At 65.6% G+C, this 21,560-nt stretch carries 20 protein-coding genes; 11 read left to right on the top strand and 9 right to left on the bottom strand.

All coding sequences use genetic code 11. From position 1 onward, the window contains the following. The first annotated feature begins 74 nt into the window (after positions 1-74). Together KG104_RS01360 and KG104_RS01355 are read left to right on the top strand one after the other, a co-directional pair. The gene (locus tag KG104_RS01360; protein ID WP_207348363.1) at positions 75-1,658 is read left to right on the top strand and encodes an esterase/lipase family protein; all 1,584 of its coding nucleotides are present in this window, start codon (positions 75-77) and stop codon (positions 1,656-1,658) included. Between the two features lie 188 nt (positions 1,659-1,846). Then, positions 1,847-3,481: a glycoside hydrolase family 13 protein gene (locus KG104_RS01355; RefSeq protein ID WP_207348465.1), complete on the top strand. Its 1,635-nt coding sequence runs from the start codon at positions 1,847-1,849 to the stop codon at positions 3,479-3,481. 36 nt (positions 3,482-3,517) lie between these two features. Here KG104_RS01355 and KG104_RS01350 read toward each other — a convergent pair whose 3' ends face one another. Then, the gene (locus KG104_RS01350; RefSeq protein ID WP_104055695.1) at positions 3,518-4,315 is read right to left on the bottom strand and encodes an SDR family NAD(P)-dependent oxidoreductase; all 798 of its coding nucleotides are present in this window, start codon (positions 4,313-4,315) and stop codon (positions 3,518-3,520) included. 85 nt (positions 4,316-4,400) lie between these two features. Beyond that, positions 4,401-5,006 carry a class I SAM-dependent methyltransferase gene (locus KG104_RS01345; protein ID WP_237688643.1) on the bottom strand — a complete coding sequence of 202 codons (606 nt, stop codon included), beginning with the start codon at positions 5,004-5,006 and terminating at the stop codon, positions 4,401-4,403. A 106-nt stretch (positions 5,007-5,112) separates the two neighbouring features. Between KG104_RS01345 and KG104_RS01340 the strand changes: the two genes are divergently transcribed. The 3 genes from KG104_RS01340 (at position 5,113) to KG104_RS01330 (ending at position 8,316) form a co-directional block, all read left to right on the top strand. After that, a complete protein-coding gene (locus tag KG104_RS01340; RefSeq protein ID WP_207348362.1) occupies positions 5,113-6,306 on the top strand; it encodes a hypothetical protein in 1,194 nt (397 codons plus the stop codon). An 83-nt stretch (positions 6,307-6,389) separates the two neighbouring features. Further along, the gene (locus tag KG104_RS01335) at positions 6,390-7,214 is read left to right on the top strand and encodes a histidine phosphatase family protein (RefSeq protein ID WP_207348361.1); all 825 of its coding nucleotides are present in this window, start codon (positions 6,390-6,392) and stop codon (positions 7,212-7,214) included. Between the two features lie 79 nt (positions 7,215-7,293). Then, positions 7,294-8,316: an NADPH:quinone reductase gene (locus tag KG104_RS01330; RefSeq protein WP_207348360.1), complete on the top strand. Its 1,023-nt coding sequence runs from the start codon at positions 7,294-7,296 to the stop codon at positions 8,314-8,316. 10 nt (positions 8,317-8,326) lie between these two features. Here the strand turns inward: KG104_RS01330 and galK are convergent, their stop codons facing one another. Genes galK through KG104_RS01315 form a run of 3 tightly spaced genes read right to left on the bottom strand, consistent with a single transcriptional unit; the run spans position 8,327 to position 11,450 of the window. Beyond that, positions 8,327-9,484 (bottom strand): galactokinase, encoded by a 1,158-nt coding sequence (galK, locus tag KG104_RS01325; RefSeq protein ID WP_207348359.1) that lies wholly within the window; start codon positions 9,482-9,484, stop codon positions 8,327-8,329. Next, entirely contained in the window at positions 9,481-10,653 is a 1,173-nt protein-coding gene (galT, locus tag KG104_RS01320; RefSeq protein WP_207348358.1) for a galactose-1-phosphate uridylyltransferase, read from the bottom strand. The genes galK and galT overlap by 4 nt, the downstream gene beginning before the upstream one ends. Continuing rightward, positions 10,650-11,450 carry a DeoR/GlpR family DNA-binding transcription regulator gene (locus tag KG104_RS01315; protein ID WP_207348357.1) on the bottom strand — a complete coding sequence of 267 codons (801 nt, stop codon included), beginning with the start codon at positions 11,448-11,450 and terminating at the stop codon, positions 10,650-10,652. Before KG104_RS01315 ends, galT begins: the two co-directional genes overlap by 4 nt. 177 nt (positions 11,451-11,627) lie before the next feature. On the opposite strand from KG104_RS01315, the gene KG104_RS01310 reads away from it, so the two are divergent. The 3 genes from KG104_RS01310 to KG104_RS18180 all read left to right on the top strand — a co-directional run bounded on the left by KG104_RS01310 (position 11,628) and on the right by KG104_RS18180 (position 14,776). Beyond that, complete coding sequence (locus tag KG104_RS01310) at positions 11,628-12,701, top strand: DNA polymerase IV (protein ID WP_207348356.1); 1,074 nt, start codon at positions 11,628-11,630, stop codon at positions 12,699-12,701. Positions 12,702-12,909: 208 nt separating this feature from the next. Continuing rightward, positions 12,910-14,445, top strand: a complete 1,536-nt coding sequence (locus tag KG104_RS01305; protein ID WP_237688642.1) for an LTA synthase family protein — start codon at positions 12,910-12,912, stop codon at positions 14,443-14,445. 202 nt (positions 14,446-14,647) lie between these two features. Further along, entirely contained in the window at positions 14,648-14,776 is a 129-nt protein-coding gene (locus tag KG104_RS18180) for a hypothetical protein (protein ID WP_258060171.1), read from the top strand. Positions 14,777-14,892: 116 nt separating this feature from the next. On the opposite strand, the gene KG104_RS01300 is transcribed toward KG104_RS18180, so the two are convergent. Continuing rightward, entirely contained in the window at positions 14,893-15,090 is a 198-nt protein-coding gene (locus tag KG104_RS01300) for a hypothetical protein (RefSeq protein ID WP_207348354.1), read from the bottom strand. Positions 15,091-15,219: 129 nt separating this feature from the next. Here KG104_RS01300 and KG104_RS01295 point away from each other — a divergent pair, with 129 nt between their 5' ends. Then, the gene (locus KG104_RS01295) at positions 15,220-16,599 is read left to right on the top strand and encodes an acetamidase/formamidase family protein (protein WP_237687249.1); all 1,380 of its coding nucleotides are present in this window, start codon (positions 15,220-15,222) and stop codon (positions 16,597-16,599) included. 42 nt (positions 16,600-16,641) lie between these two features. On the opposite strand, the gene KG104_RS01290 is transcribed toward KG104_RS01295, so the two are convergent. The 3 genes from KG104_RS01290 to KG104_RS01280 all read right to left on the bottom strand — a co-directional run bounded on the left by KG104_RS01290 (position 16,642) and on the right by KG104_RS01280 (position 19,132). Next, on the bottom strand, positions 16,642-17,457 hold the full coding sequence (locus KG104_RS01290) for a hypothetical protein (RefSeq protein ID WP_207348353.1): 816 nt from the start codon (positions 17,455-17,457) through the stop codon (positions 16,642-16,644). Positions 17,458-17,459: 2 nt separating this feature from the next. Continuing rightward, on the bottom strand, positions 17,460-18,683 hold the full coding sequence (locus KG104_RS01285) for a toxic anion resistance protein (protein ID WP_207348352.1): 1,224 nt from the start codon (positions 18,681-18,683) through the stop codon (positions 17,460-17,462). A gap of 296 nt (positions 18,684-18,979) precedes the next feature. After that, complete coding sequence (locus tag KG104_RS01280; RefSeq protein WP_207348351.1) at positions 18,980-19,132, bottom strand: hypothetical protein; 153 nt, start codon at positions 19,130-19,132, stop codon at positions 18,980-18,982. 155 nt (positions 19,133-19,287) lie between these two features. Between KG104_RS01280 and KG104_RS01275 the strand changes: the two genes are divergently transcribed. Further along, a complete protein-coding gene (locus tag KG104_RS01275) occupies positions 19,288-20,742 on the top strand; it encodes an aldehyde dehydrogenase family protein (protein WP_372434201.1) in 1,455 nt (484 codons plus the stop codon). 43 nt (positions 20,743-20,785) lie between these two features. Beyond that, complete coding sequence (locus KG104_RS01270; protein WP_237687248.1) at positions 20,786-21,559, top strand: SDR family NAD(P)-dependent oxidoreductase; 774 nt, start codon at positions 20,786-20,788, stop codon at positions 21,557-21,559. Position 21,560 lies beyond the last annotated feature (1 nt).

Raw genomic sequence — 21,560 nt, 5'->3', positions numbered from 1 at the left:
GCGCAGCCACCTGATGGGACTTCTTTGGCCCGGGCGCGCCGAGCCGAAGGCGCTGGAGCATGAGGAGGAAAACGATGCATTCTTCCGGTGATGACGGCAAACTCCCGGTGATCTACGTCCGCGGGTTTGCCGGTGCAGGTTCGGCCATCAACGATGCCGTGGATGACCCGTTCTACGGCTTTAGCCAGGGATCGGTCCACGTCCGCGCTGACAGCAGCGGACGGGCCAAGTTTCATCAATTCGAATCCCCGATGCTGCGCCTCATCAGCGACCACACCTACGAAGTGCCGGTCCACGGGGACCAATGGACGTTCCTGAACAGCGTTGACGCGGGGAGCCTGAACCCTGCTTCCGTCTGGATCCACCGGTTTTACGACGACGCCGCCACCACCTTTGCCGAGGACCCGGAGAAGTTTTCCCTCGAGGAAGCCGCCGCCAGCCTCTTTGCACTCGTCCGGCTGGTACTGGAAAAGACGGGCGCACCGAAGGTGTTTCTGGTTGCCCACTCCATGGGAGGACTGATCTGCCGCTGCATGCTGCAGCGGGTCATCCCGGAAAGCGTGGCCGCAGAGACCGGCGTGTTTGATCCCGCCGCCGGCACCAAATATGTGGCCCGGGTCTTTACCTATGCAACTCCCCACGGCGGAATCAACTTCGCCCTGGGCATGGGGCTGCTGGAACGCCTCCGTGATGCCACGGGCGTCCACGGCGCGGACATCTTCGGGCCGGACCGGATGTACGACTATTTGACCCCGCAGGCGCAGAGGCAGGAGCTGACCCGGGAAGACTTCCAGGGAACCGTCATGCCGGCGGACGGGTTCCCCGTGGAAAACCTCTTCTGCCTGGTGGGGTCCAACCCGGAGGACTATGACGTCGCCATGGGCATGTCCTCAAAAGCGGTGGGCGCCCGCAGCGACGGCCTGGTGCAAATCGACAATGCCGCGGTCAGGGGCGCACAGCTGGCAGTGGTGCACCGAAGCCACAGCGGACGGTACGGCATCGTCAACTCAGAAGAGGGATACCAGAACCTGCAGCGATTCCTTTTCGGCGATCTCAAGGTTGAAGTGGAACTGGTTGGACTTACCGTCGGAAGGGCCGCCCCGCCGGGAGTCGAGTTCCAGCTGGATGTTGGTTTGGCTATTCGCGGCCTTCCGGTCCTGGTCCACGAACAGAGCGCGGCTCATTTCTGCCCTATTCAGGTGGAGCACTGGAAGGAAGGCGACCCGATTGACTCCCCGGTTCCCCTGCTCACCACTTTCCTGTCCTCCGCTGCGCCGCGCCCCCAGATCAACGGCAGGGAGGTCTCCACGCTCCGCCAGGCACTGAGATTGAGGCTGATGTCCATCCGGGAGAGCGAAGGTCACTTCTTTTTCGCCGACCACCTCGAGCAAACCGAAGACTGGCAGGACACTCTGCTCGTCGACATCGAGCCTCCTTCATCTGACCGGGCCCTGCCCCGTGCCTGGGCGGCGTGGAACAGCTCCATCCCCACTGCACTCAGGGACTGGGTTCCCGCGGAGGAGAACCTCCTGGCGGACATCGACCCCACCGCAGCCCGGTGGAAAGGCCATGTGGATGTCCCGGAATTCTCAAAGGAGCTGCTGGGCGGCACCGCCGGGATAAACCTCACCGTAACGCCCCGGAACTGGAACGACTGACCGGCCTGCAGCCCGCCCCGGAGGTGCTGTATGGCCGGCAGAGCCGGCGGCCCGGTCCGGGGCATCACGTAGACTCGCGGAAAGCCGGTCCCAATCTGAAAGATGACTCTGTGACGTTTCCTGCCAATCCGCAGCTCCAGCCCGCCGACACCGCAGCGCAGCTTTTCCCTGAGGAGTTCGCCGCACGCATGCAGGATCCGCACTGGTGGCGGCAGGCCGCCGTCTACCAGATCTATCCGCGCAGTTTCGCGGATTCCAACGGCGACGGGATCGGCGACCTGCCGGGCATCACGTCTCGAATCCCCTACCTGCAGTCCCTGGGGGCCGACGCCGTCTGGCTCAGCCCGTTCTATCCCTCAGCGCTGGCCGACGGCGGCTATGACGTGGATGATTACCGCAACGTTGATCCCAAGCTCGGCACGCTCGAGGACTTCGACGAAATGATTGCAGCCCTCCACGCGGCCGGCATCAAGCTGATCGCGGACATTGTGCCGAACCATACGTCCAACCGCCACGCCTGGTTCCAGGAGGCGCTGGCTTCCCCGAAGGGATCGGCCGCCCGGAACCGGTACATCTTCCGCGACGGCTTGGGACCCAACGGTGACGAACCGCCGTCGGACTGGGAGTCCGTCTTCGGCGGCCCGGCCTGGGAACGGACCGACGACGGCCAGTGGTACATGCACATCTTCGCGAAGGAACAGCCGGACCTGAACTGGGATAACCGCGAGGTCCGGGACGATTTCCTCACCACTTTGCGCTTCTGGTCCGACCGGGGCGTGGACGGCTTCCGGGTGGACGTGGCGCATGCCCTGACCAAGGACATGACCGAGCCGCTCGCGTCCAAGGCTGATCTGGGCGCGGAGAATGACAACAACAACGGCAAGCACCCGTTCTGGGACCGGGACGAAGTCCACGAAGTGTTCGCCGAGTGGCGGCAGGTGTTCAACGAATACACCCCGCCGCGCACCGCCGTGGCCGAGGCCTGGGTGCACGCCGACCGCCGCTCCCGCTACGCCAGCCCCGAAGGGCTGGGCCAGGCCTTCAATTTCGACCTCCTGAAGGCTGGCTGGAACCACGTCCAGTTCCGCGACATCATCACCAAGAACCTCGCCGAGGCGAAGTCCTCCGGCGCATCCTCCACTTGGGTCTTTTCAAACCACGACGTCGTCCGCCACGCCACGCGCTATGGCCTGCCCGTCAGCGGTCCGGCCGACCCGGAGAGCCAGGACGGCTCCGCCTGGCTGATGAGCGGCGGCACGGAACCGGCGCTGGACCCCGTCCTCGGCGAGCGCCGCGCCCGTGCCGTCTCCTTGCTGATGCTGGCACTGCCCGGTTCCGCCTACCTGTATCAGGGTGAGGAATTAGGGCTGCACGAGGTGGCCGACATCGCCGACGAGCACCGCCAGGATCCCACGTTCTTCCGCAACAAGGGCGTGGACATCGGCCGCGACGGGTGCCGCGTGCCGCTGCCCTGGACCATGGAGGGCAGTTCCTTCGGCTTCGGCTCCGGCGGCGCGCACCTGCCCCAGCCCGACTGGTTCAGCGTGTACGCCGTCGAAAGCCAGGAAGATGACCCCGCCTCATCGCTCAACTTCTACCGGCGGGCCCTTGAGCTTCGCCGCGAACTGCAGACCGGGGAGGACTTCGAGTGGATCGACGGCGCTTCCCCCGAGGTGCTGCACTTCGCCCGGCCCAACGGCTGGCAGTGCATCACCAACTTCGGATCCACTCCTGCACCGCTGCCCGCGGGAACGGTGCGGTTGAGCAGCTCTGCCCTGGCAGACGGCATGCTTCCGGGCGACACCACCGCCTGGCTGATCTGACGCTGCCGGTTATGACCGTGCCCCCTCGGATACCCCTCACTCGTTGCCTCCGAGCAGGTAATCCGCATAGTCGGGCAGTCCGCGCAGGTGGGTGCCGCCGTCGACCAGCAGGTTGATTCCCGTGATCCAGCCGGCATAGTCAGAGGCCAAAAAAACCACGGCCTTGGCCACGTCTGCCGGCTCGCCCATCCGGTCGATGGCGAAGCTGCGGTGCCAGGCGGCCTCGAAGTCGGGGCTGAAGGTCCCGGCGTTCTCCGGGGTCACGATCACCCCCGGCGACACCGTGTTGACCCGGATGCCGTGACGGCCGGCCTCCAGCGCGGCCACTTCCGTGAGCTTCGCGATGCCGGCCTTCGCCGCCGCGTAGTGGGCTGTGCCGCGCGTCGTTGCGATGGCGTCCACCGCGCCGAGATTGATGATCGCTCCGGCCGTGCCGCTGGCCCGCATGTGCGCCAGAGCCGCTTTGGTCCCGAGGAAGGTGCCTTTTAGGTGGGAGTCCACCACACCGTTCCAGTCGTCTTCGGACAGATGGGCGATGGTTTCATAGGAGTGGATGCCGGCGTTGTTCACCGCGATTGCCACTGGGGCAAGTTCGGCCTCCGCGCGCGCGTAGAGGCGTTCGACGTCGACGGCGCTGGTCACGTCCGCGGCCACCGGAAGGACACGCCGGCCCTGATGGGCGGCCTCCAGGGTTGCCGCAGCCTCGGCCACCTCTTTATCGTGCCGCGAGGTGATCACGACGTCGGCCCCGTGCGCCATGAGGGCACCGGCCACCGCGTAGCCGATGCCCTTTGACCCGCCGGTGACGATTGCTGTGCTGCCGACAAGTTCCATGGCCTGCCCTTACGAGAGAACTAATACGGTCTCTCCGAAGGCTAGCGGCGGATCCGAACCGCCGCCACAGTGAAAGTGGAACGCGTCAGGCCCGTCCGAAGACGGCCACCAGGAAATCGGAATCCGGTTCAAACGGACGCAGATCCCAGGTGGAGAATTTCTGCTGGCACTTCAGCCCCGCCGCGGCGGCGTCCTCGAGGAAGGTCCCGAAGTCGTACCCGCGGCCGGCGCCGAAACCGGTGACCAGCCGGCCGCCGGCGGCAAGGTGGTTCCGCAGGCGGGTCAGGACTTCCTGCTGGGTGCCGGGCGCCACGAAGGTCAGAACGTTGCCGGCACAGACAATTACGTCAAACGGCTCCGCGATGCCGGCGGCGGGAAGGTCCAGTTCCGCCAGGTCCCCGACCAGCCAGGGAAGACCCGGGAAATCCTGCTGTGCGGCCTCGATGAGCTCCGGATCAACGTCCACGCCGACGACGTCGTGCCCGCGGGCCGCCAGCTCGCCGCCCACCCGGCCCGGGCCGCAGCCCGCGTCCAGGATCCGTGCTCCGCGCGGCACCATGGCGTCGATCAGCCGTGCTTCGCCGTGCAGATCCGCGCCCTGCTCGCGCATTTGGGCGAACCGCGAGATGTACCAGGCGGAGTGGCCGGGCGATGAACGTTTTTGAGCTTCCCAGAGGGTTTCTTTTCGCACGCTTCCAGCCTACGCGGCGATCAGAGTGCGAGCGCCGGATCCTCTGCCCGGTTTTGCTCCGCCCGGATCGTATGCGGAGGCCTTCCCGGCAGGTAGGTTGTTCGACATGAACCCGGACCGCCTCTCACCTGCGAAAACGCGGGCCGCGCGTGCCGATGCCCTGGCCGGACGCGCAACGTACAAGTGGGCCGCCGGGTGTGCAGCGGTTTCTTTGGCTGCCTTCCTCCTGGCAGCGGGCATCCTGCTGACCGGAGCCCTTTACTGGCCGGGGGCTGACCTTGTCCGAATCCTGGCCTCGATGTTTCTCGGGCCCTTGAGCCTGACACTCACGGCAGCGGCGCTGTCCTATCAGTCCGGCCGGCTGTCAGCACCGGAAGCCCTGCTTACAGCCGCGGCAGCAGTGCCGGGCTGGGGCTTGACAGCAGCGGCGGCTATCAGCTGGTCCGCCGGGTTCACCGCCGCTGATGCAGGCGTCCCCCTGAACTGGTTCGAAGCGGCCACTTTGCCCATCCTGGCCCTTGCCTTGATCGCAGGGACGGCCGCTCTCCTACCGATCGTCAACACCTTGTGGAGTCCGCACCGTCCCCTGGCATCCCGCACCACCCAGAGCCTCCTGCTTGCAGCGCCGGCGGCGCTGGCCCTTGTCATCGCGTTCATGGTTGGTTTCCTGTTTGCTCCGTTTGCCGCGGCCGGGCTGCTGTATGTGGCGTTGAGAGCGGAAAGCGCGGACCCTCGGCCGATGGAACCGACCACGCGCTTGCCGGACTCCCGAAGCGTGCGGACCGCCGTCGTCGTCATTGCGGGCGGAACCCTCCTTGTTGGTTTGCTCTGCATTGGATTCGCACTGTCCGGCAGCACCTGGTCCAATCTTGCGGAGGATTCCACCGCGGCAATGAACCTCGGTCTCGCGGCGGGTGCGCTCAACGCCGTCCCGCTGACGGTGGCAGTGGGCCTGATGCTTCTGCCGCGGTTTGGCAGCGTCATTCGCTGGACAGCGCTGCTGGTGTCCGGAGCGTTCCTGTGCGAAGCAGCATCCCAGTTCGCTGGCGCAGGCCACCCCTGGCAGTGGCCGCTGACACTGTCCGGAGCAGTTTTACTGGGCTTCGGGATTGCCCTGCCCGCCGGGAAGCTTGTCCCCGGATCTTCGCTGCTGCGCCTTGGCGTGACCGTTGGCGTTGGGTTTGCCGGAACAGTCGTCGGTGTGTTCATTGTGGCTGGTGCCGGGTTTATTGCGCCGCTGGTGTCGGCGGGGCTGCTGGTGTGGTGCTTCCTTCCGCAGGTGCGGCAGCGTCCGTCCTGAGCAGACCTTCTAATCCGTCCTGAGCAGACCTTCTAAGATGTAACCGGCTGGTTCTGTTCGTTATAAGAAGGAGTACCCGATCGATGGTCATGCCCCGGAACCTGTTCCTTGTCCGCCACGGACAGAGCGAAGCGAACATCATGCAGAAGGCTTCCAAAGCAGGTGATCCGAGCCTCTACACCGAGGAAACAATGACGGTTCCCGACCGGTCCTGGCGTCTCACCGAACTCGGAGTTCAGCAGGCGAAGGTGGCCGGGGCGTGGATTGCCGAACAGAACATCAAGTTCGACCGCGCCGTTGTCTCCACCTACACCCGGGCCCGTGAGACAGCTGCCATGTTGGGACTGGATGTGCGCTGGGAGGAGAGCCGGGTCATCCGCGAGCGGTCCTGGGGCGAGATCGGTTCCATGTCGAAGCAGGATTTCGCCCGAAAGTACTCGCAGAACGCCCAGTACCGCGACAATGATCCGCTGTACTGGTCGCCTCCGGCCGGCGAATCCATTGCGAACGTCGCTGAGAACCGGGTGCGCAACATCCTCAGCACCCTGCACCGCGAGAACCCCAGGGAGAACGTCCTGATGGTGACCCACGGGGAGTTCATGTGGGCGACGCGCCTGGTGCTGGAGCGCTGGAGTGATGAAGAATTCCTGGACCGTGATGCCGACAAGACGGAAATAATCCACAACTGCACCGTCCTGCAGTACAGCTCCGCCGATCCGGAGAACCCGGACCAGGTGCACGAAAAGCTCCACCGGGTCCGCCGCAGCTGGCCGGTGCAGGTGGACGGTGAATGGACCATGTTCGTTGGCGACTGGGAAGAGTTTGACCGCAAATACTTCACCGGCGACGAGCTCCTGCAGAAGGCGGACGCAAACCGGCATTTCTTCCAGGACACGTTCGGAAACTGAGCACCCGTCCGGCGGGTTCAGGGTCACGGGCAGGGTGAGGTTGGGGAATAGAACGCTGACCGGAGCACTTGTACCGCCCATGAAAGCAATTGTGTACTCCGCCACAGGTCCCTCGTCCGTCCTCACGCCCGCAGACCGGGACGTCGCCGCCCCGGGCCCGGGTGAAGTGCGGATCCGCGTCGCCGTCTCCGGCGTGAATCCCACCGACTGGAAAGCGCGCGCCGCCGGCGATCTTGCGTTCCCCGAAGTGGTTCCGAACCAGGACGGCGCCGGAACCGTCGACGCCGTCGGCGAGGGCGTTTCCGACCTGAAGCCGGGCGACCGGGTGTGGATCTATCTGGCGGCCTACGGCCGGCCGACCGGTACCGCCCAGGAATTCACCATCCTCCCCGCCGACCGCGCCGTGAAACTTCCCGAAGGCATCGGCTTCGACGTCGCCGCCAGCCTGGGCGTTCCGGCCATGACCGCCCACCGGGCCCTGACCGTCCATGAGTTCGGTCCGGACCGCCTGGCCCCGGGTGCGCTGGCCGGACGCATGGTCCTGGTCCAGGGCGGCGCCGGTGCAGTGGGCCATGCCGCGATCCAGTTCGCTGTCTGGGCCGGCGCCACGGTGATCGCCACAGTCAGCAGCGACGCTAAGGCCGAACTCGCCCGCGCCGCCGGAGCGCACCACATTGTCCGCTATCCCGACGATGCCCAGGCTGACCGGATCCGCGAGATCGCCCCCGACGGCGTGGATCAGATTGTGGAGGTCTCCCCCGCCCAGAACGCGGCACTCGACGTTAGCGTCATCGCCAACCACGGCAGCATCGCCTACTACGCGAACAACAACGGCGACGAGTTCACGGCCCCCATCGTGGCCAGCTTCGCGAAGAACGTCCGCTGGCAGGGCGTACTCATCTACACCGTGGGAACCGATGCCCAGCATGCCGCGGCGGAGGACATCACCGCCGCACTTCGGGACGGAGTGTTCCCCGTGGGCGAGTCCGCCGGCCTGCCGCTCACCTGGTTCCCGCTGGAAGAGACCGCAGCCGCGCATGACGCCGTCGAAAACGGCACTACCGGCAAGATCCTGATCCGCGTCAGCGACGAGACCGCTTAACCAACGGCCGTTACGCTGCCGGTCCTGCGCCGTCGCCGGGGAGGACGCTGAAGATGGCCGGCGACCGGAAGCCGGCGGCGGAGAATGCCTGCTCCACCGCCGCCCGGATACCAGGAACGTCCTCCGCGCGGGCCAGCGCAATGGCTGAACCGCCGAAACCGCCGCCGGTCATGCGGGCGCCCAGCGCCCCGGCGGAGAGCGACGCCTCCACGGCGGCGTCCAGCTCGGCGCAGGAGATTTCAAAGTCGTCGCGCATGGAAGCATGGCTGGCCGTGAGCAGGGGCCCGAGTTCGGCGGGGCCCCTGCCTGTCAGCACCGCCACGGCCTCCTCCACGCGCACGTTCTCGGTGACTACGTGGCGGATCCGCCGGAACGTCTCGTCATCGAGCAGGCGCTCAGCCTGGGCCAGGTCCTCAACGGAAAGGTCCCGGAGCGCAGGAACGCCCATCGCTTCCGCACCCTGCTCGCAGGAGCGACGGCGGGCTGCGTACCCGCCCGTGGAGTGGGAGTGGCTGACACGAGTGTCAATGACCAGCAGCTCCAGCCCGGCACCCTCCAGGTCCAGGGGAACCAGCCGTGATTCACCGGAACGGCAGTCCAGGAAGACGGCGTGCCCCTCCTCCCCCAGGAGGGAGGCGGACTGGTCCATGATGCCGGTCGGGGCGCCCACCATCCGGTTCTCGGCCATCTGGCCGACGACGGCGAGTTCCCGGCGGGACACGCCCGCCCGCGAGAGGTCGTTGGCGGCGACGGCGACGGCGCACTCAAGTGCGGCAGAGGAGGAAAGTCCGGCGCCCACCGGAACCGAGGAGTCCACCAGCAGGTCCATGCCGGGGCAGCGGTGGCCGGACTGTTCCAGGGCCCACAGGACCCCCAGTGGATAGGCCGCCCAGCCCTGGACGCTGCCTTCCGACAAGTTGTCCAGATCAACAGCAACCGGCTCGTCGTGGGGTGCGAAGGTGGACGCGACACGGACCGTCCGGCCGCGGCGGACGGCGGCGGCTACGGTGGTCGAGTGTTTGATGGCGAACGGCAGGACGAAGCCGTCGTTGTAGTCGGTGTGCTCCCCGATGACGTTGACGCGGCCGGGCGCGGACCACAGACCGTCCGGCTCCCCGCCGAAGCGTTCGGTGAAGGCTTCCGCGAGCTTTGCCGGCGTGGAGTTCATGCCTGGTCCTTTCGGTCGGTGGCGGGACGCGCAACGGCGGGTTGGGCGTTGGCACGGGAAGCGGACGGAAGCGCGTTGCGCAGTGACCGGGCAACCGCCTCAGGCGTGGTGTCGTTGATGAAGGCGCCCATCGCGGCTTCCGAGCCGGCCAAATACTTCAGCTTGTCGGCAGCGCGGCGGGGAGAGGTCAGCTGCAGGTGCAGATAGCCCGACTGCCGGAGCACAGGATCAACCGGCGCCTGCTGCCAGGCGGCAATGTAGGGAGTGGGCGTGGGGTAGAGGGCATCGATCCGGCCCAGGAGATCAAGGTAGACCGCAGTAAGTTCGTCACGCTCCTCACCGGTCAATCCCGCCAGGTCGGCAACCTGGCGGTGCGGAACCAGATGGACTTCCAGCGGCCACCGTGCGGCAAAGGGGATAAACGCACTGAAGTGCTTCCCTTCGATGACCATCCGGTCCCCGGCACTGCGCTCGGAGGCAAGAATATGGCCCATCAGCGTCTTCGTGCCGCCGGAGGCAGCGTGGAACCGCGCTGCCCGGTCCGCCAGTGCTGCGGCCCGGGGCGGAATGAACGGATAGGCGTAGATCTGGCCGTGGGGGTGCAGCAGGGTGACCCCGATGTCCGCCCCGCGGTTCTCGAAACAAAAGACCTGCTTAATTCCGGGCATCGCGGAGAGTGCTTCGGTGCGCTGGGCCCAGGCGTCGATGACGGTTCGGGCCCGCTCGGGGCTGAGGGAACCGAAGGAGCCCTGGTGCGCCGAATCGAAGGCGACCACTTCGCAGCGGCCGTACGCCGTCGCCGTCGTGCCCCACTCCGGTGAGTCCGGAAGTTCGCCGAGGTCCGGCCCAAAGGAGGGGAACCGGTTCTCGAACACCACAACCTCGTAGTCGGCGGCGGGAATCTCCGAGAGGTTTCCGGGGGTGGCGGGGCACAGCGGGCACTGATCGGCCGGAGGCAGGTGGGTGCGCGACTGGCGGTGCGCCGCCACGGCAATCCATTCACCGGAGAGCGCATCGAAGCGTGCTGTTCCGGCGGCCCCCCGTGCGGGAAGGCCCCGCTGATCCGCGGAGGCTGCTTCATCGCGGTGCCGTGCGGCGCTGTGCTCGGAGGCGTCGAAGTAGATCAGCTCGCGCCCGTCGGACAGGCGGGCAGGGGTCATGAAGGTCATGGGCGCTCTTCCAGATGCGGATCTGAGACGGGGTCGGTGAGGATGCGGGTGAGGGCTGAGTATTCGGCGCCGGGACTGCGGTCCGTGACCAGTGCCGCAGCGGCGTCCAGCGGTGCCACCCGGGCGAGGCTGACGACGCCGATCTTCGTGGCGTCGGCGAGGAGGACCAGCCGGCCGCAGTTTCCGGCGAAGGCGGTGTTGGTTTCCGCCTCCGCGAGGTTGGGCGTGGTGATGCCGGCGGCCGCATCCACTCCGTGAGCACCCATAAAGCAAAGGTCAGCCCGCAGGGAGGAGATGGTCCGGGTGGCGAGCGGCCCCACCAGCGCCTGCGACGGCGTGAGCTGGCCTCCGGCCAGCAGCACCTCCGGTGCACTGCCGTGCGGGGCGGCGGCATGCAGCCGGTGGAGCTCGTTTGCCAGCGGCATCGAGTTGGTGATCACGGTAAGCCCGGGAACGGTGGACAGCAGCGGAGCCAAAGCATAGGTGGTGGTTCCGCCGGTGACGGACACGGTCATGCCGGGAGCCAGCAGGGACACCGCCGTCTGAGCGATCCGCTGCTTCGCCTCGCTGCTGCGGGTGCGGTTGGCTTCGAACCCCGGCTCCACCGAGCTGAGGCTTCCGGACCGGACCGCCCCGCCGTGGACGCGCACCAGGGCACCGCGCGCTTCGAGGGAATCGATGTCCCGGCGGACAGTCATCTCCGAAACCCTCAGGTTCAGGGCAAGGTCACTGACCCGGACAGCGGATTGGCGGTCCAGGCGGTCCAGGATGGCTGCCTGGCGTTCTGCTGCGAGCATGGTTCTCCTGCCGGTGGACCAAAAGGACGAGTTCACACTAAATCTCACAAAATCTACCACGCCCGAAGGGGTTGCGGGCCGTTGGCGCAACCGCCGAAAGGGCCCGTCTTTCCCGGCATCGAGGCCGGGCCCGATAAAGCTGATGCTGATTCGGAGTGCGTGGGGCAGACTGGTCGCGTGAGCGGAAACCAGTGGGTACTGCACGTCGATCTCGATCAGTTCATTGCCGCGGTTGAGGTGCTCCGGCGGCCGGAGCTTGCCGGGAAACCGGTGATTGTGGGCGGCCGGGGCGATCCCGCGGAACGGGCCGTGGTCTCTACCGCGTCCTACGAGGCGCGGGCCTTCGGTGTGGGGTCCGGCATGCCGCTGCGGATTGCGGCCCGTAAAGTGCCCGACGCCGTGATCCTCCCGGTCGATTCCGAAGCCTACCTGGCGGCGTCCGACGTCGTCATGGCCACCCTGCGTACCCAGCCCGGCGCCGTCGTGCAGGTGCTGGGCTGGGATGAGGCGTTTGTGGGGACGCAGACGGAGGATCCCGAAAGCTACGCCCGGTCCCTTCAAGCCGCCGTGCTTGAGGACACGCAGCTGCACTGCAGCGTAGGCATCGGAGACACCTTGGTCCGGGCCAAGAACGCCACGGATCTCGGCAAACCGGCCGGCGTCTTCCGCCTCACTGCCGACAACTGGCTGGAGGTGATGGGCGGCCGGCCCACGAAAGAGCTGTGGGGCGTGGGGTCCAAGATCTCCGGACGGCTCGCCAAGCTTGGCATTTCCACCGTTGCCGAGCTCGCGGCAGCCGATCCGCAGGCCCTGGTGCCGGAGTTCGGCCCCAAGATGGGCCCCTGGTATGCCGAGCTTGGGCGCGGAGACGGGTCCGCCGAGGTGGATGACACCCCGTGGGTTGCCCGTGGACACAGCCGGGAAACCACCTTTCAGCAGGACCTGACCGAGCCGGCCCAGGTGGATGAAGCTATCCGGCAGTTGACTGCGGATGTCCTGAAGGACGTGGCAGCCGAGGGGCGGCCCGTGATCGGGCTGACCCTCAAGGTTCGGTATGCGCCGTTCACCACCAAGACCCACGCGCGGAAAATACCCGAGACGTTCGACACGAACGATGTCCTGGCCAGGGCCCTGGATCTTGCCGGCGCCATCGACCCCGGCAGGCCGATACGGCTGTTGGGCCTGCGGGCCGAAATGCCGATGCCCGACAGTGCCCGCAAGGGACACACACCGACGCGCGGCGGCTGGTAAACCAGCCGCAGACGCGCTAACGATCGGATGAATTTCCTTCAGCAAACGGCTTGATGCCCGCGAAACGCCACTGTTGAACAGGTAACGTAACGGTACTAGTCTGTTACGAGCCCGAGAACGGGTTGGTTGTCAAGGAGTTTTGTCAAGGGTGCCCGGCGGGAATGCCGGTATCGGAACGCGGGGTGTCATGTCTGGCCGGATCTTTCACGTGACCCGACGGGTCGGTGCTGTCGTGGGATCGCTGCTGGTCTACGTCCTGATCTGGCTGGGGCTTGCACTCCTCATCGCCGCGGCCGGCATACGTTTCTACTGGGGCGAGATTTCGGTGGGCCAGATGCTCCTGAACCTGGTGTCCGTGGAAACGGACGGCGGAGGCGGAGCAATCGTCTGGGCCGGCATCCTGGGGATCGGCGTCGCGCCCCTGCTCATCACGGTGGCGATCGCCTTCTGGCGGCATACCCGGCGGCGCAAACGCCGCCGCGCCGGTGAGGGCATGCTCCCCCGCCGCAAGCAATGGATCCTGCGCAGCATCTCCACGGTTCTGGTGTCCGCGGTGGTTGTCGGCGGTACCACCGCCTTCAGCACCACGGTGGGCATGGCGGATTACATCAAGGCGAGCCAGTCCCCGTACGACGTCGGTGATTACTATGTGGAGCCCACAGTCACCGACAACACGGACAAGCGCAACCTGGTGCTGATCTACCTGGAGTCCGGCGAGGCGACCCTCGCTGACGACCAGCTGTTCGAAAAGGACGCGTTTGTGCCGCTCAAGGAAGCCACTGCGGCCGAAGAGGGCTGGCAGAGTGTCGACGACCTGCAGCAGTACAAGGGCGGGGGCTGGACCATGGCCGGTCTCGCCTCGACCCAGTGCGGTGTTCCCCTGAAGGGCGCAGGCTTCGGTTCGGACAGCGGATCCTCACCCACGGTCGATGAAGACGCCGACACCTACCTGGGCGGAATCACCTGCCTGGGCGATGTCCTGGACGAGCAGGGCTACACCAGTGTCTTCATGGGCGGCGCCAGCTCCTCCTTCGCCGCAAAGGACACGTTCCTGACCAGCCACGGCTACTCCGAGGTGAAGGGTCTTGCGGACTGGCGCGCTGCCGGCGAACCGGAAAACAGCTTCCGCAGTGACTGGGGCCTGAGCGATGAGCGGCTCATGGCCAACGCCAAGGCCAAAGTTGATGAGCTGCACGCCGAATCCGAAAGGACCGGCCAGCCGTTCAATCTGTCGATGCTGACGCTGGACACCCACGAGCCGGTGCACATTTACGACTACTGCGACGTAGACACCCAGAACGAGGTCACCTCCGCATTCCACTGCTCCATGACGCAGGTGGCAGGATTCGTGGGGCACATGAAGGAACAGGGATACCTTGAGGACACCGCCGTCGTCATCATGGGCGACCACCTCAAGCACATGAGTGCCGGTGACGCCTTCCACGAACAGCTGGATTTCCACGAGAACCGCACCATCTTCAACCGGATCTGGATTCCGGGACAGGACAAGACCATCCAGCAGCGGCCCGGCGTGGACCAGCTGAGCATGTACCCCACAGTGCTGGAAGCCGCCGGCTTGACGCTCCAGGATCATGAAGCAGGGCTGGGCGTGTCAGCCTTCTCGCCGGGCATCCCGGCCGGGTCAGCGCAGGCCAAGGAAGCTGCCGCCTACTCAGAGCTGCTGGACTCGCATTCCCCGCTGTTCTACGCGCAGGCGTGGGCCGGCAAGGTCGCGTCTCAATAACGCTCTTTCTTCGCAGACCGCAGCGGCCGGCTGCCGGGTTGCTACACCCGCGGTTGCGCCGGAAATGAGCCGCGCGCCGAAGCCGGCTGAAGGGATAAGCCGACGGGGGTGGTACTCGACGCTCCCCGGGTGGAGGATGGGGCGTGTCAGACCGAGGCCGCTCACTGTGCTGCCTTGGACCTCGAAGGAAAGGCAAAATCCCATGGCTGATTTGGGCGGAATGGCAGACAAGGCGAAGGACGCGGCCAAGGATCACCCGGAGCAGGTTGATCAGGCCAAGGACAAGGTCAAAGACAAAATGGACGGCAACAAAGACGACGACCAGAAGTAGAGAACACGTAAAAGCGGGCCATCCCCATGCGGGATGGCCCGCTTTTTCAATTCAGTGCAGGGGCCGCGCACGGCGTTCAGCCGCACATCAGGCCCGGCTCAACGCTATGCCCCGGCCTACTTTGATCCTGTGGATCGCCGGCTGCTGTAACCGCGCACCGGCAGCACCAGCAGACCGGCGGCGCAAACCATCGCAATCCACTCGCCCGTGGCCACACTTACCCATAATCCGAGACCGATGATGAGCAGGCAGTAAACCACCGGCACCACCCAGGTGGGCTGCTTTTTGCGTGTCTGATTTGGTTTAGGCCCCATGGACGGAGCTTAACGGGCGAGGTCCGGGGCATCCAGCAACACGATCACGGCATCGCGCGTTCATCCGGTGGAAACAGCACCGAAACTCCAGCTGTCTACCTTGAAGGGCAACAGCTACAGGAGGACACGATGAACAGAATGCTGATCGGACGCGAGGCCGCCGAGGTACTGACCAAGGGACTGGGCCGCAGGGGATTCCTGGGTGCCGCAGCCGGGCTTGGAGCCCTCGCCGTCACCACCGGTTGCACTGCCCAGGCAGCCCAGAGTCCTTCCGTGTCAGAAGCTCCGGGTACCGGCACACCGGACCCGTCTCAGGCACAGCCAAGCGAAATCCTGCAGCCGCACTCGGGGAACATCCCCGGTGACCACTATCTCGCTTCCACCCCCGACGACGTGCTGTGGGGCTACGTTCCCACCGTGCATGCCACGCCCGTGGCGCGAATGAAATCCGGCCAGACCATCACCATCGATGCCCTCTCCCATGAAGGAATCCTGGAGGACCAGGGACGGGATCCGGTCTCCTTCTTCGGCAGCCACGGCGTGGAGAAAAATGGCGTGCTGCAGGACGCCGTCGACATTGCCGCCGGCTACAACCGCACGCCGCGGGACTTTGATGCCGACGGACCGCATGTGGTGACCGGCCCCGTCGCGGTGGAAGGTGCCGAGCCCGGCGATGTGCTCAAAATCGAAACCCTCGCTGCCGTACCCCGGGTGCCGTACGGCGTCGTGTCCAGCCGGCACGGCAAGGGATCGCTGGCACTGCAGAAGGGCCCGGCCGCGCCGGACGGCATCACGCTGGACGAAGTCATGCCGCCGGCCGCCACGGACAACCGCGCGTCCGGCATCCCGACCGATTATCACAACGTCTCCGTTTTCACCGCGATCGAGGACGGCAAGGGTGTGATGACCAGCGGTGACATGAAGGTGCGCTTTCCGCTGCGCCCGTTCATGGGCATGATGGGCGTGGCCTTCGCCGAAAGCAGCGGCCTGACCGATCCGGAGGCCAACTCGGTGCCGCCCACCCTCGGCGGCGGCAACATCGACATCCGCCACCTCGGTCCCGGGTCCACCTTCTACTTGCCGGTGAAGGCCGACGGCGCACTCTTCTATGTGGGCGATCCGCACATGGGCATGGGCGACGGCGAGGTGGCCCTGACCGCGATGGAAGGGTCTCTGCGCGGCACCTTCCGGCTGACCGTCTGCAAACCCGGCGCTGGTGACGCCCCGGCACTCGCGCACCGGTATCCGTTCGGAGAAACGGCGGAGGCATGGATTCCCATCGGGCTGTCCGACCCCGACGGCCTGGGCGGCGGCGGGGTCAGCAGCGACCTGAATGTGGCCATGCGGCGGGCCGTGGTCAACGCCCTGGACTTCCTACAGCAGGAGAAGGGCATGGACCGGGCCGTCGCCTACGCGTACCTCTCAGCTGCGGCGGACTTCGCCGTCTCCCAAGTGGTGGACCGGACCGTGGGCGTGCACGGGCTGATCCGCAAGGCGGACTTCAGCTGACGGCGGCTTCCCTGAACGAGAGTGCAACCAGTGCGTCTGGCCTCACTCAACGCCGAAGTCGAAGCCGCCGCGCTGATGGTGCCCAAACCGCTCCCTGAGAAAGTTGCCCGTGCTCGTCAGCTCAGCTGACGTGTGGCTGTGACGGTTGGCGTGCAGTGCATCGGCTTGTCCCGAGAGGAGCTGCAGTTGCTCGACCAGTTCCTGGTTGGGGGTTCTTCCATTGGGCTGCCGGTTGCCCACCATGCTTGGCGGAATGGCGAGGTAGCCGCGGAGAACGGCCGGCAGGTACTCCCGCACCACTGCCGCCAGCTCATATTCAAACCGGGCATCCCCCGAGGGCTGCCGAGTTTCCGCGTCGATAACTGCGTCCAACGTCTGGCATGTTTCCAGGACGGTCACGTACGCATCAGCAGGAAGCTGGTTCTTGCTTTGCCTGGCGAGCGAGGCTACCCACGCCAAAGCGGATGACAGATCGTCTGTTGCCGGAACAATCGGCGCCATCGCCGGGGTGGGCTGGTAAGCCGGCATTGGTGAGTTTGGTGCACCCTGCTGAACCGTGACGTCATGCTGCCGCCGCCCCCGGTCTCGCCGGTGCAGCCACAGGTCGCGAAGCATGTAGGACCGCACGGCTGATACGGCCATGGCCCCGAGACCCATAAAGGCTGCCGCAGTGGAGAGCGCGCTGTCTCCGGGGATGGAGAACGCTGCAATGAATAGTGCAACGTAAATGGCACCCTCCAGGATTACTTTCGGATTCTTCCTGCGTATTCCGATCATGAGCACGAGGAGAACGATGAAGTAAAAAAACAGGACAACTAGCGTGACCTTGATGACGTTGCCCAGAGTGAGACGTGACATCGCTATCCCTTCAAGGGTTGGGTGGCGGCGTCAGAGGCGTGACTGCGCTCCAGCTGCAGCTGGGCCCGGCTGACCTGTCCCTGAAGAACCTGCACCGTCTGCTTCATGGACTGGGCTGCTTCGGCCTTATACCGGTCGACCTCGTCCATGGCTTGGAACACGTTGTCGAACGCCTGTTGCAGCTTGGCGGGGTCAATGGTGGCCTTGGAGGCATTCTGATGAATGGCGGTGCCCTGGGAGCGGAGGAGCTCTGAAGTAGAGACAATCATGTCGGCGGTGGTCGAGTTGAGGGCATCGATCTGGGCGAGCACAATCTTTTGCTGCGCCAGTGCTTGGGCAACGATCACAGCGACCCGCAAGGCCGCCAGGGTAGTGCCGAGCGCCCGGTCCACACCCTTAATCAGCTCCGAATTGTTCTTCTTGACCACGTCGAGGGCCAGATAGCCCTGGATGGATACTGCCATCTGAGTCAAAAGGTCCTGGTGCCGCTGGCGGACGTAGAAGAGCGCATCCGATTCCAATGTGGCGGCATCATCCGTTTTGCCCTGGTTTCTAAGGTCCGAGATTCGCTGCTCGAGACCGTCTCCTAGGTGGTTCGCGAGCACCGCATAGTTCGCGAGTTGACCCATTGCTTCCCAGAGGACGTCGCGCTCTGTCTGGATGGCCGCGTTGTCCTGCCGCAGGTCATCCTGCCCTCCCTTGAGTGCTTTGGTGATGGCATCGAGCTGCGCCTGTGAGGACTCATACTTGATGAAGTACCGCTGGATGGCGCTGCCTCCGGGGAGGAACCTCAGGATGCGTTTCGTTCCGGTCAAATCATGCCGCTTCGGGTCCAGCTCCGTCACGATCTGCCGCAGTTCTACGAGGCTTTTACCTGTCCGCGATGCGGGGTCATCCCCAGTGGCGGCGAGCGCTGCTGCCGGCCTTTTCAGCATGCGGTTGGACGCAGTGCTGGCCTGCTGCATGGTGCCCTCACCAAGACGGGTCAACTGCGCCAGCTTCATCTGAAATTCAGGGCTTTGCAGCGGGGTAGCCAGCAGGTCATCAAGGAAACTCTTAGCGGTCGCGGCGTGCTTCTCCTGGGCCTCGGCATCGACGAGAATCATGCCGCCCACCTTTTCAGGGCGGTGAACCGTAACCTCAACCGCAGGCTTTGGCGGCTCCAACACCAGCGGGCTTTCCACCTCTGAGTATTGGGCATTGCTGAGGTCGAGCGGGTTAGACATATTTACTCCTTGGGGTTCCGGCAGGATTGCAGTCTAGCTGTGCTGCCGTAGTTTGCGCTGGCAGGGCAATTGTTTATCCCGATGTCCGGAATGAACCAGCTGTCCGTAATTCCAAACCGTGCGCGCCCTGAGGTGATTCATGCGAATTCTTCCGGAAAACTCAGGAAATTCAAGAGTAAGTGGTGACGGATTCAATGACCTGGAAATCCCACGCATCCATATGGAAGTTCGAGAGGCCTGCATTGTTCAGGTTCGAGCTGGTGCTGTTTGATCAGGTCTCCCGGGCAGAGCTCTCCCTACCGGCGGCGGACCTCAAACCACTTGCCCTTAGTTGCCGGCGGGTACTTTCCGGCATTGGACTTGCTGAACCGGCGCACGAGAACCACGACCACGACCAGGAAGATGATTGTCGCGGCGACTATGACAAGAAGTGCTGTTTCCGGTGCCATAACGTCCTTCCGTCCATCTACAGGTCAGTAGTCGAACAACCTATCAAACCGTTGACCCCGAACCTCCGGGCCGATACCGTCACTGTACTGGCCTGACCAGTTAGCTTGGAACCGCTTGGATTGTCCGCAAAAGTCCCCCACGCACGGGAGCCATCGTGATATTTGCGCCGCCCTACCCCGACGGACTTCCTCTGGGAGCCGGAGTCCATGAGTGGGCTCCGTGCCCGGAAAGCTCGGTGATCTCCTTCCCCTATGACGGCACTGAGGTGGCTTCGGCGCCGGTGGCATCGGTGGAGCATGCCGGGCAGGCCCTGGATGAAGCAGCCGCAGCCTTCGCGGTGACAGCCAAGCTGAGCACTGGAACCCGGCGGGCGCTGCTGATGGACATCCATGACGCGCTCTCCCGGGAAGCGACGGCGATGGCCGACCTGCTGGTTCTGGAAACCGGCAAGCCATTGGTCGACTGCCGCACCGAAGTCCAGCGCACCCTCGCCACCTGGTCTGCCGCCGCAGAGGAGACGGCACGCATCCACGGAGAAACCGTTCCCCTGGATCTGCAGCCCCAGGGGGAAGGGATGCTCGGCTACTTCACCCGGCGGCCGGCCGGCGTCGTCGTCGGCATTGCAGGCTTCAACTATCCGCTGCTGCTGGCCAGCCACAAGCTGGCCCCGGCGATCGCCGCCGGCTGCCCCGTCATCATCAAACCGTCCCCCGATACGCCGCTGACCACGCTCTGGGCCGTCCATCTCATCCGGACAGTCCTCCACAAGCACGGCGTGACGCCGGCTGCTGTCCAGCTGGTCACCGGAGGGCCCGACGTCGGTGCGGCGCTGGTGGATGATCCGAGGGTCGCCGTCGTCTCCTTCACCGGTTCCGCCGCAGTTGGCCACCGGATCGCGAAAGCAGCCGCGCCGCGCAAAACGGTCCTTGAGCTGGGCTCCAACACCGGGCTGATTGTTGCCGAAGACGCTGTCCTGGACGATGCGGTGGACGCCGTCATCCGCGGCGGTTTCTACGCCAACGGGCAGGCCTGCATTTCGGTCCAGCGCGTGGTCCTGGCCGAGCCGATCGCTGACGAGTTCGAGCGGCGCCTGCTCGCCCGGTTGCCCGAAGTGGTGGTGGGCGATCCCCGCGACGAAGCCACCCGCCTGGCGCCGCTCATCAACACCGCGGCCGCGGAGCGGGTCCTCGGGTGGATCAAGGCGGCGGTGTCCGCCGGGGCACGGCTGGTTGCCGGCGGCGGCGCCGAGGGCCGGAGCATCGCCCCCACAGTCCTGGCCGGTGTACCCCATGACTGCAGTGTGTGGAGCGAGGAGATCTTCGGACCGGTGGTGTGCCTGGAACGCGTTTCCGGGATGGCTGAAGCGATCGCCACGGTGAACGATTCCCGGTACGGCCTGCAGGCCGCCGTGTACACCGCGTCGCTTCAGCGCGCCTTCCAGGCCATTGAGCAGCTCGACGTCGGCGGCGTGGTGGTCAATGAGATCCCGGGGTTCCGCTCGGACATCATGCCCTACGGCGGCGTGAAGGACTCCGGAATCGGCAGGGAGGGGCCGCGGTTCGCTATCGAGGAATTCACGGTCACCCGCATGGCGATGATCCGCCCCTGACCCCGGCCGCACACCAGCATTCCCCTCAGCGATAGGACCCCTGATGACGAACTACTCGGAACTGTTCGACCTGGCCGGACGGCGCGTGCTGGTGGTGGGAGCCGGCAGCGGGATTGGCCGGGAGTCCGCCCTGGCGCTGGCGGCCCATGGCGCCAAGGTGGTGTGCGCGGACCGGGACGCGGCTTCCGCGGCAGCGACGGCGGACCTGATCGGCGCCGCCGGGGAACCGGCGGTGCTCGATGTGCTGGATCCGAACGCCGTTCAGGCGGCCGCTGAACAGTACGCCGATTGCGCGGCCCTGGTGTTTACGGCAGCCACGAATGTCCGCAAGCGGATTGCCGACTACACCCTGGAGGAATTTGACCGGGTGATGAACCTGAACCTGCGCGCCTCTTTCTCGCTGCTGCAGGCTTTCGCACCGCGGATGGCGGCCAACGGAGGCGGAAGCATCATCGGGTTCTCCTCGATCCGCGCCTCGGTCGTGGAGCCCGGTCAGAGCGTTTACGCGGCCAGCAAGGCCGGCCTGGTCCAGCTGGCACGCACCGCCGCGGCTGAGTTCGGTCCCGCGGGTGTGCGCGTCAACGTCATCGCCCCGGGAGTCGTCGAGACGCCGCTGACCGCGCAGATCAAGGACAATCCGGACTGGTACGGAGCCTACGCGGCGAAGAGCGCCCTGGGCCGCTGGTCCCGGCCCGAAGAGCTGGCAGGCGCCGTGGTGTACCTGGCGTCGGACGCTTCTACCTTCGTCACCGGCTCGGTACTGACGGTCGACGGCGGCTGGACCGCCGTCGACGGCCGCTTCGATCCTCCGGCCTGAT

Source organism: Arthrobacter sunyaminii (genome assembly GCF_018866305.1).
Lineage (GTDB): Bacteria > Actinomycetota > Actinomycetes > Actinomycetales > Micrococcaceae > Arthrobacter_B > Arthrobacter_B sunyaminii.
Note: the sequence above shows the minus strand (reverse complement) of the source record. Positions and strands in the feature narration are given on the sequence as shown.

Bases quoted from the DNA above. Each gene is read 5' to 3' on its own strand.
- KG104_RS01360 (WP_207348363.1), top strand. From the start codon at position 75: ATGCATTCTTCCGGTGATGACGGCAAACTCCCGGTGATCTACGTCCGC.
- KG104_RS01355 (WP_207348465.1), top strand. From the start codon at position 1,847: ATGCAGGATCCGCACTGGTGGCGGCAGGCCGCCGTCTACCAGATCTAT.
- KG104_RS01350 (WP_104055695.1), bottom strand. From the start codon at position 4,315: ATGGAACTTGTCGGCAGCACAGCAATCGTCACCGGCGGGTCAAAGGGC.
- KG104_RS01340 (WP_207348362.1), top strand. From the start codon at position 5,113: ATGAACCCGGACCGCCTCTCACCTGCGAAAACGCGGGCCGCGCGTGCC.
- KG104_RS01335 (WP_207348361.1), top strand. From the start codon at position 6,390: ATGGTCATGCCCCGGAACCTGTTCCTTGTCCGCCACGGACAGAGCGAA.
- KG104_RS01330 (WP_207348360.1), top strand. From the start codon at position 7,294: ATGAAAGCAATTGTGTACTCCGCCACAGGTCCCTCGTCCGTCCTCACG.
- galK (WP_207348359.1), bottom strand. From the start codon at position 9,484: ATGAACTCCACGCCGGCAAAGCTCGCGGAAGCCTTCACCGAACGCTTC.
- galT (WP_207348358.1), bottom strand. From the start codon at position 10,653: ATGACCTTCATGACCCCTGCCCGCCTGTCCGACGGGCGCGAGCTGATC.
- KG104_RS01315 (WP_207348357.1), bottom strand. From the start codon at position 11,450: ATGCTCGCAGCAGAACGCCAGGCAGCCATCCTGGACCGCCTGGACCGC.
- KG104_RS18180 (WP_258060171.1), top strand. From the start codon at position 14,648: ATGGCTGATTTGGGCGGAATGGCAGACAAGGCGAAGGACGCGGCCAAG.
- KG104_RS01300 (WP_207348354.1), bottom strand. From the start codon at position 15,090: ATGGGGCCTAAACCAAATCAGACACGCAAAAAGCAGCCCACCTGGGTG.
- KG104_RS01295 (WP_237687249.1), top strand. From the start codon at position 15,220: ATGAACAGAATGCTGATCGGACGCGAGGCCGCCGAGGTACTGACCAAG.
- KG104_RS01290 (WP_207348353.1), bottom strand. From the start codon at position 17,457: ATGTCACGTCTCACTCTGGGCAACGTCATCAAGGTCACGCTAGTTGTC.
- KG104_RS01285 (WP_207348352.1), bottom strand. From the start codon at position 18,683: ATGTCTAACCCGCTCGACCTCAGCAATGCCCAATACTCAGAGGTGGAA.
- KG104_RS01280 (WP_207348351.1), bottom strand. From the start codon at position 19,132: ATGGCACCGGAAACAGCACTTCTTGTCATAGTCGCCGCGACAATCATC.
- KG104_RS01270 (WP_237687248.1), top strand. From the start codon at position 20,786: ATGACGAACTACTCGGAACTGTTCGACCTGGCCGGACGGCGCGTGCTG.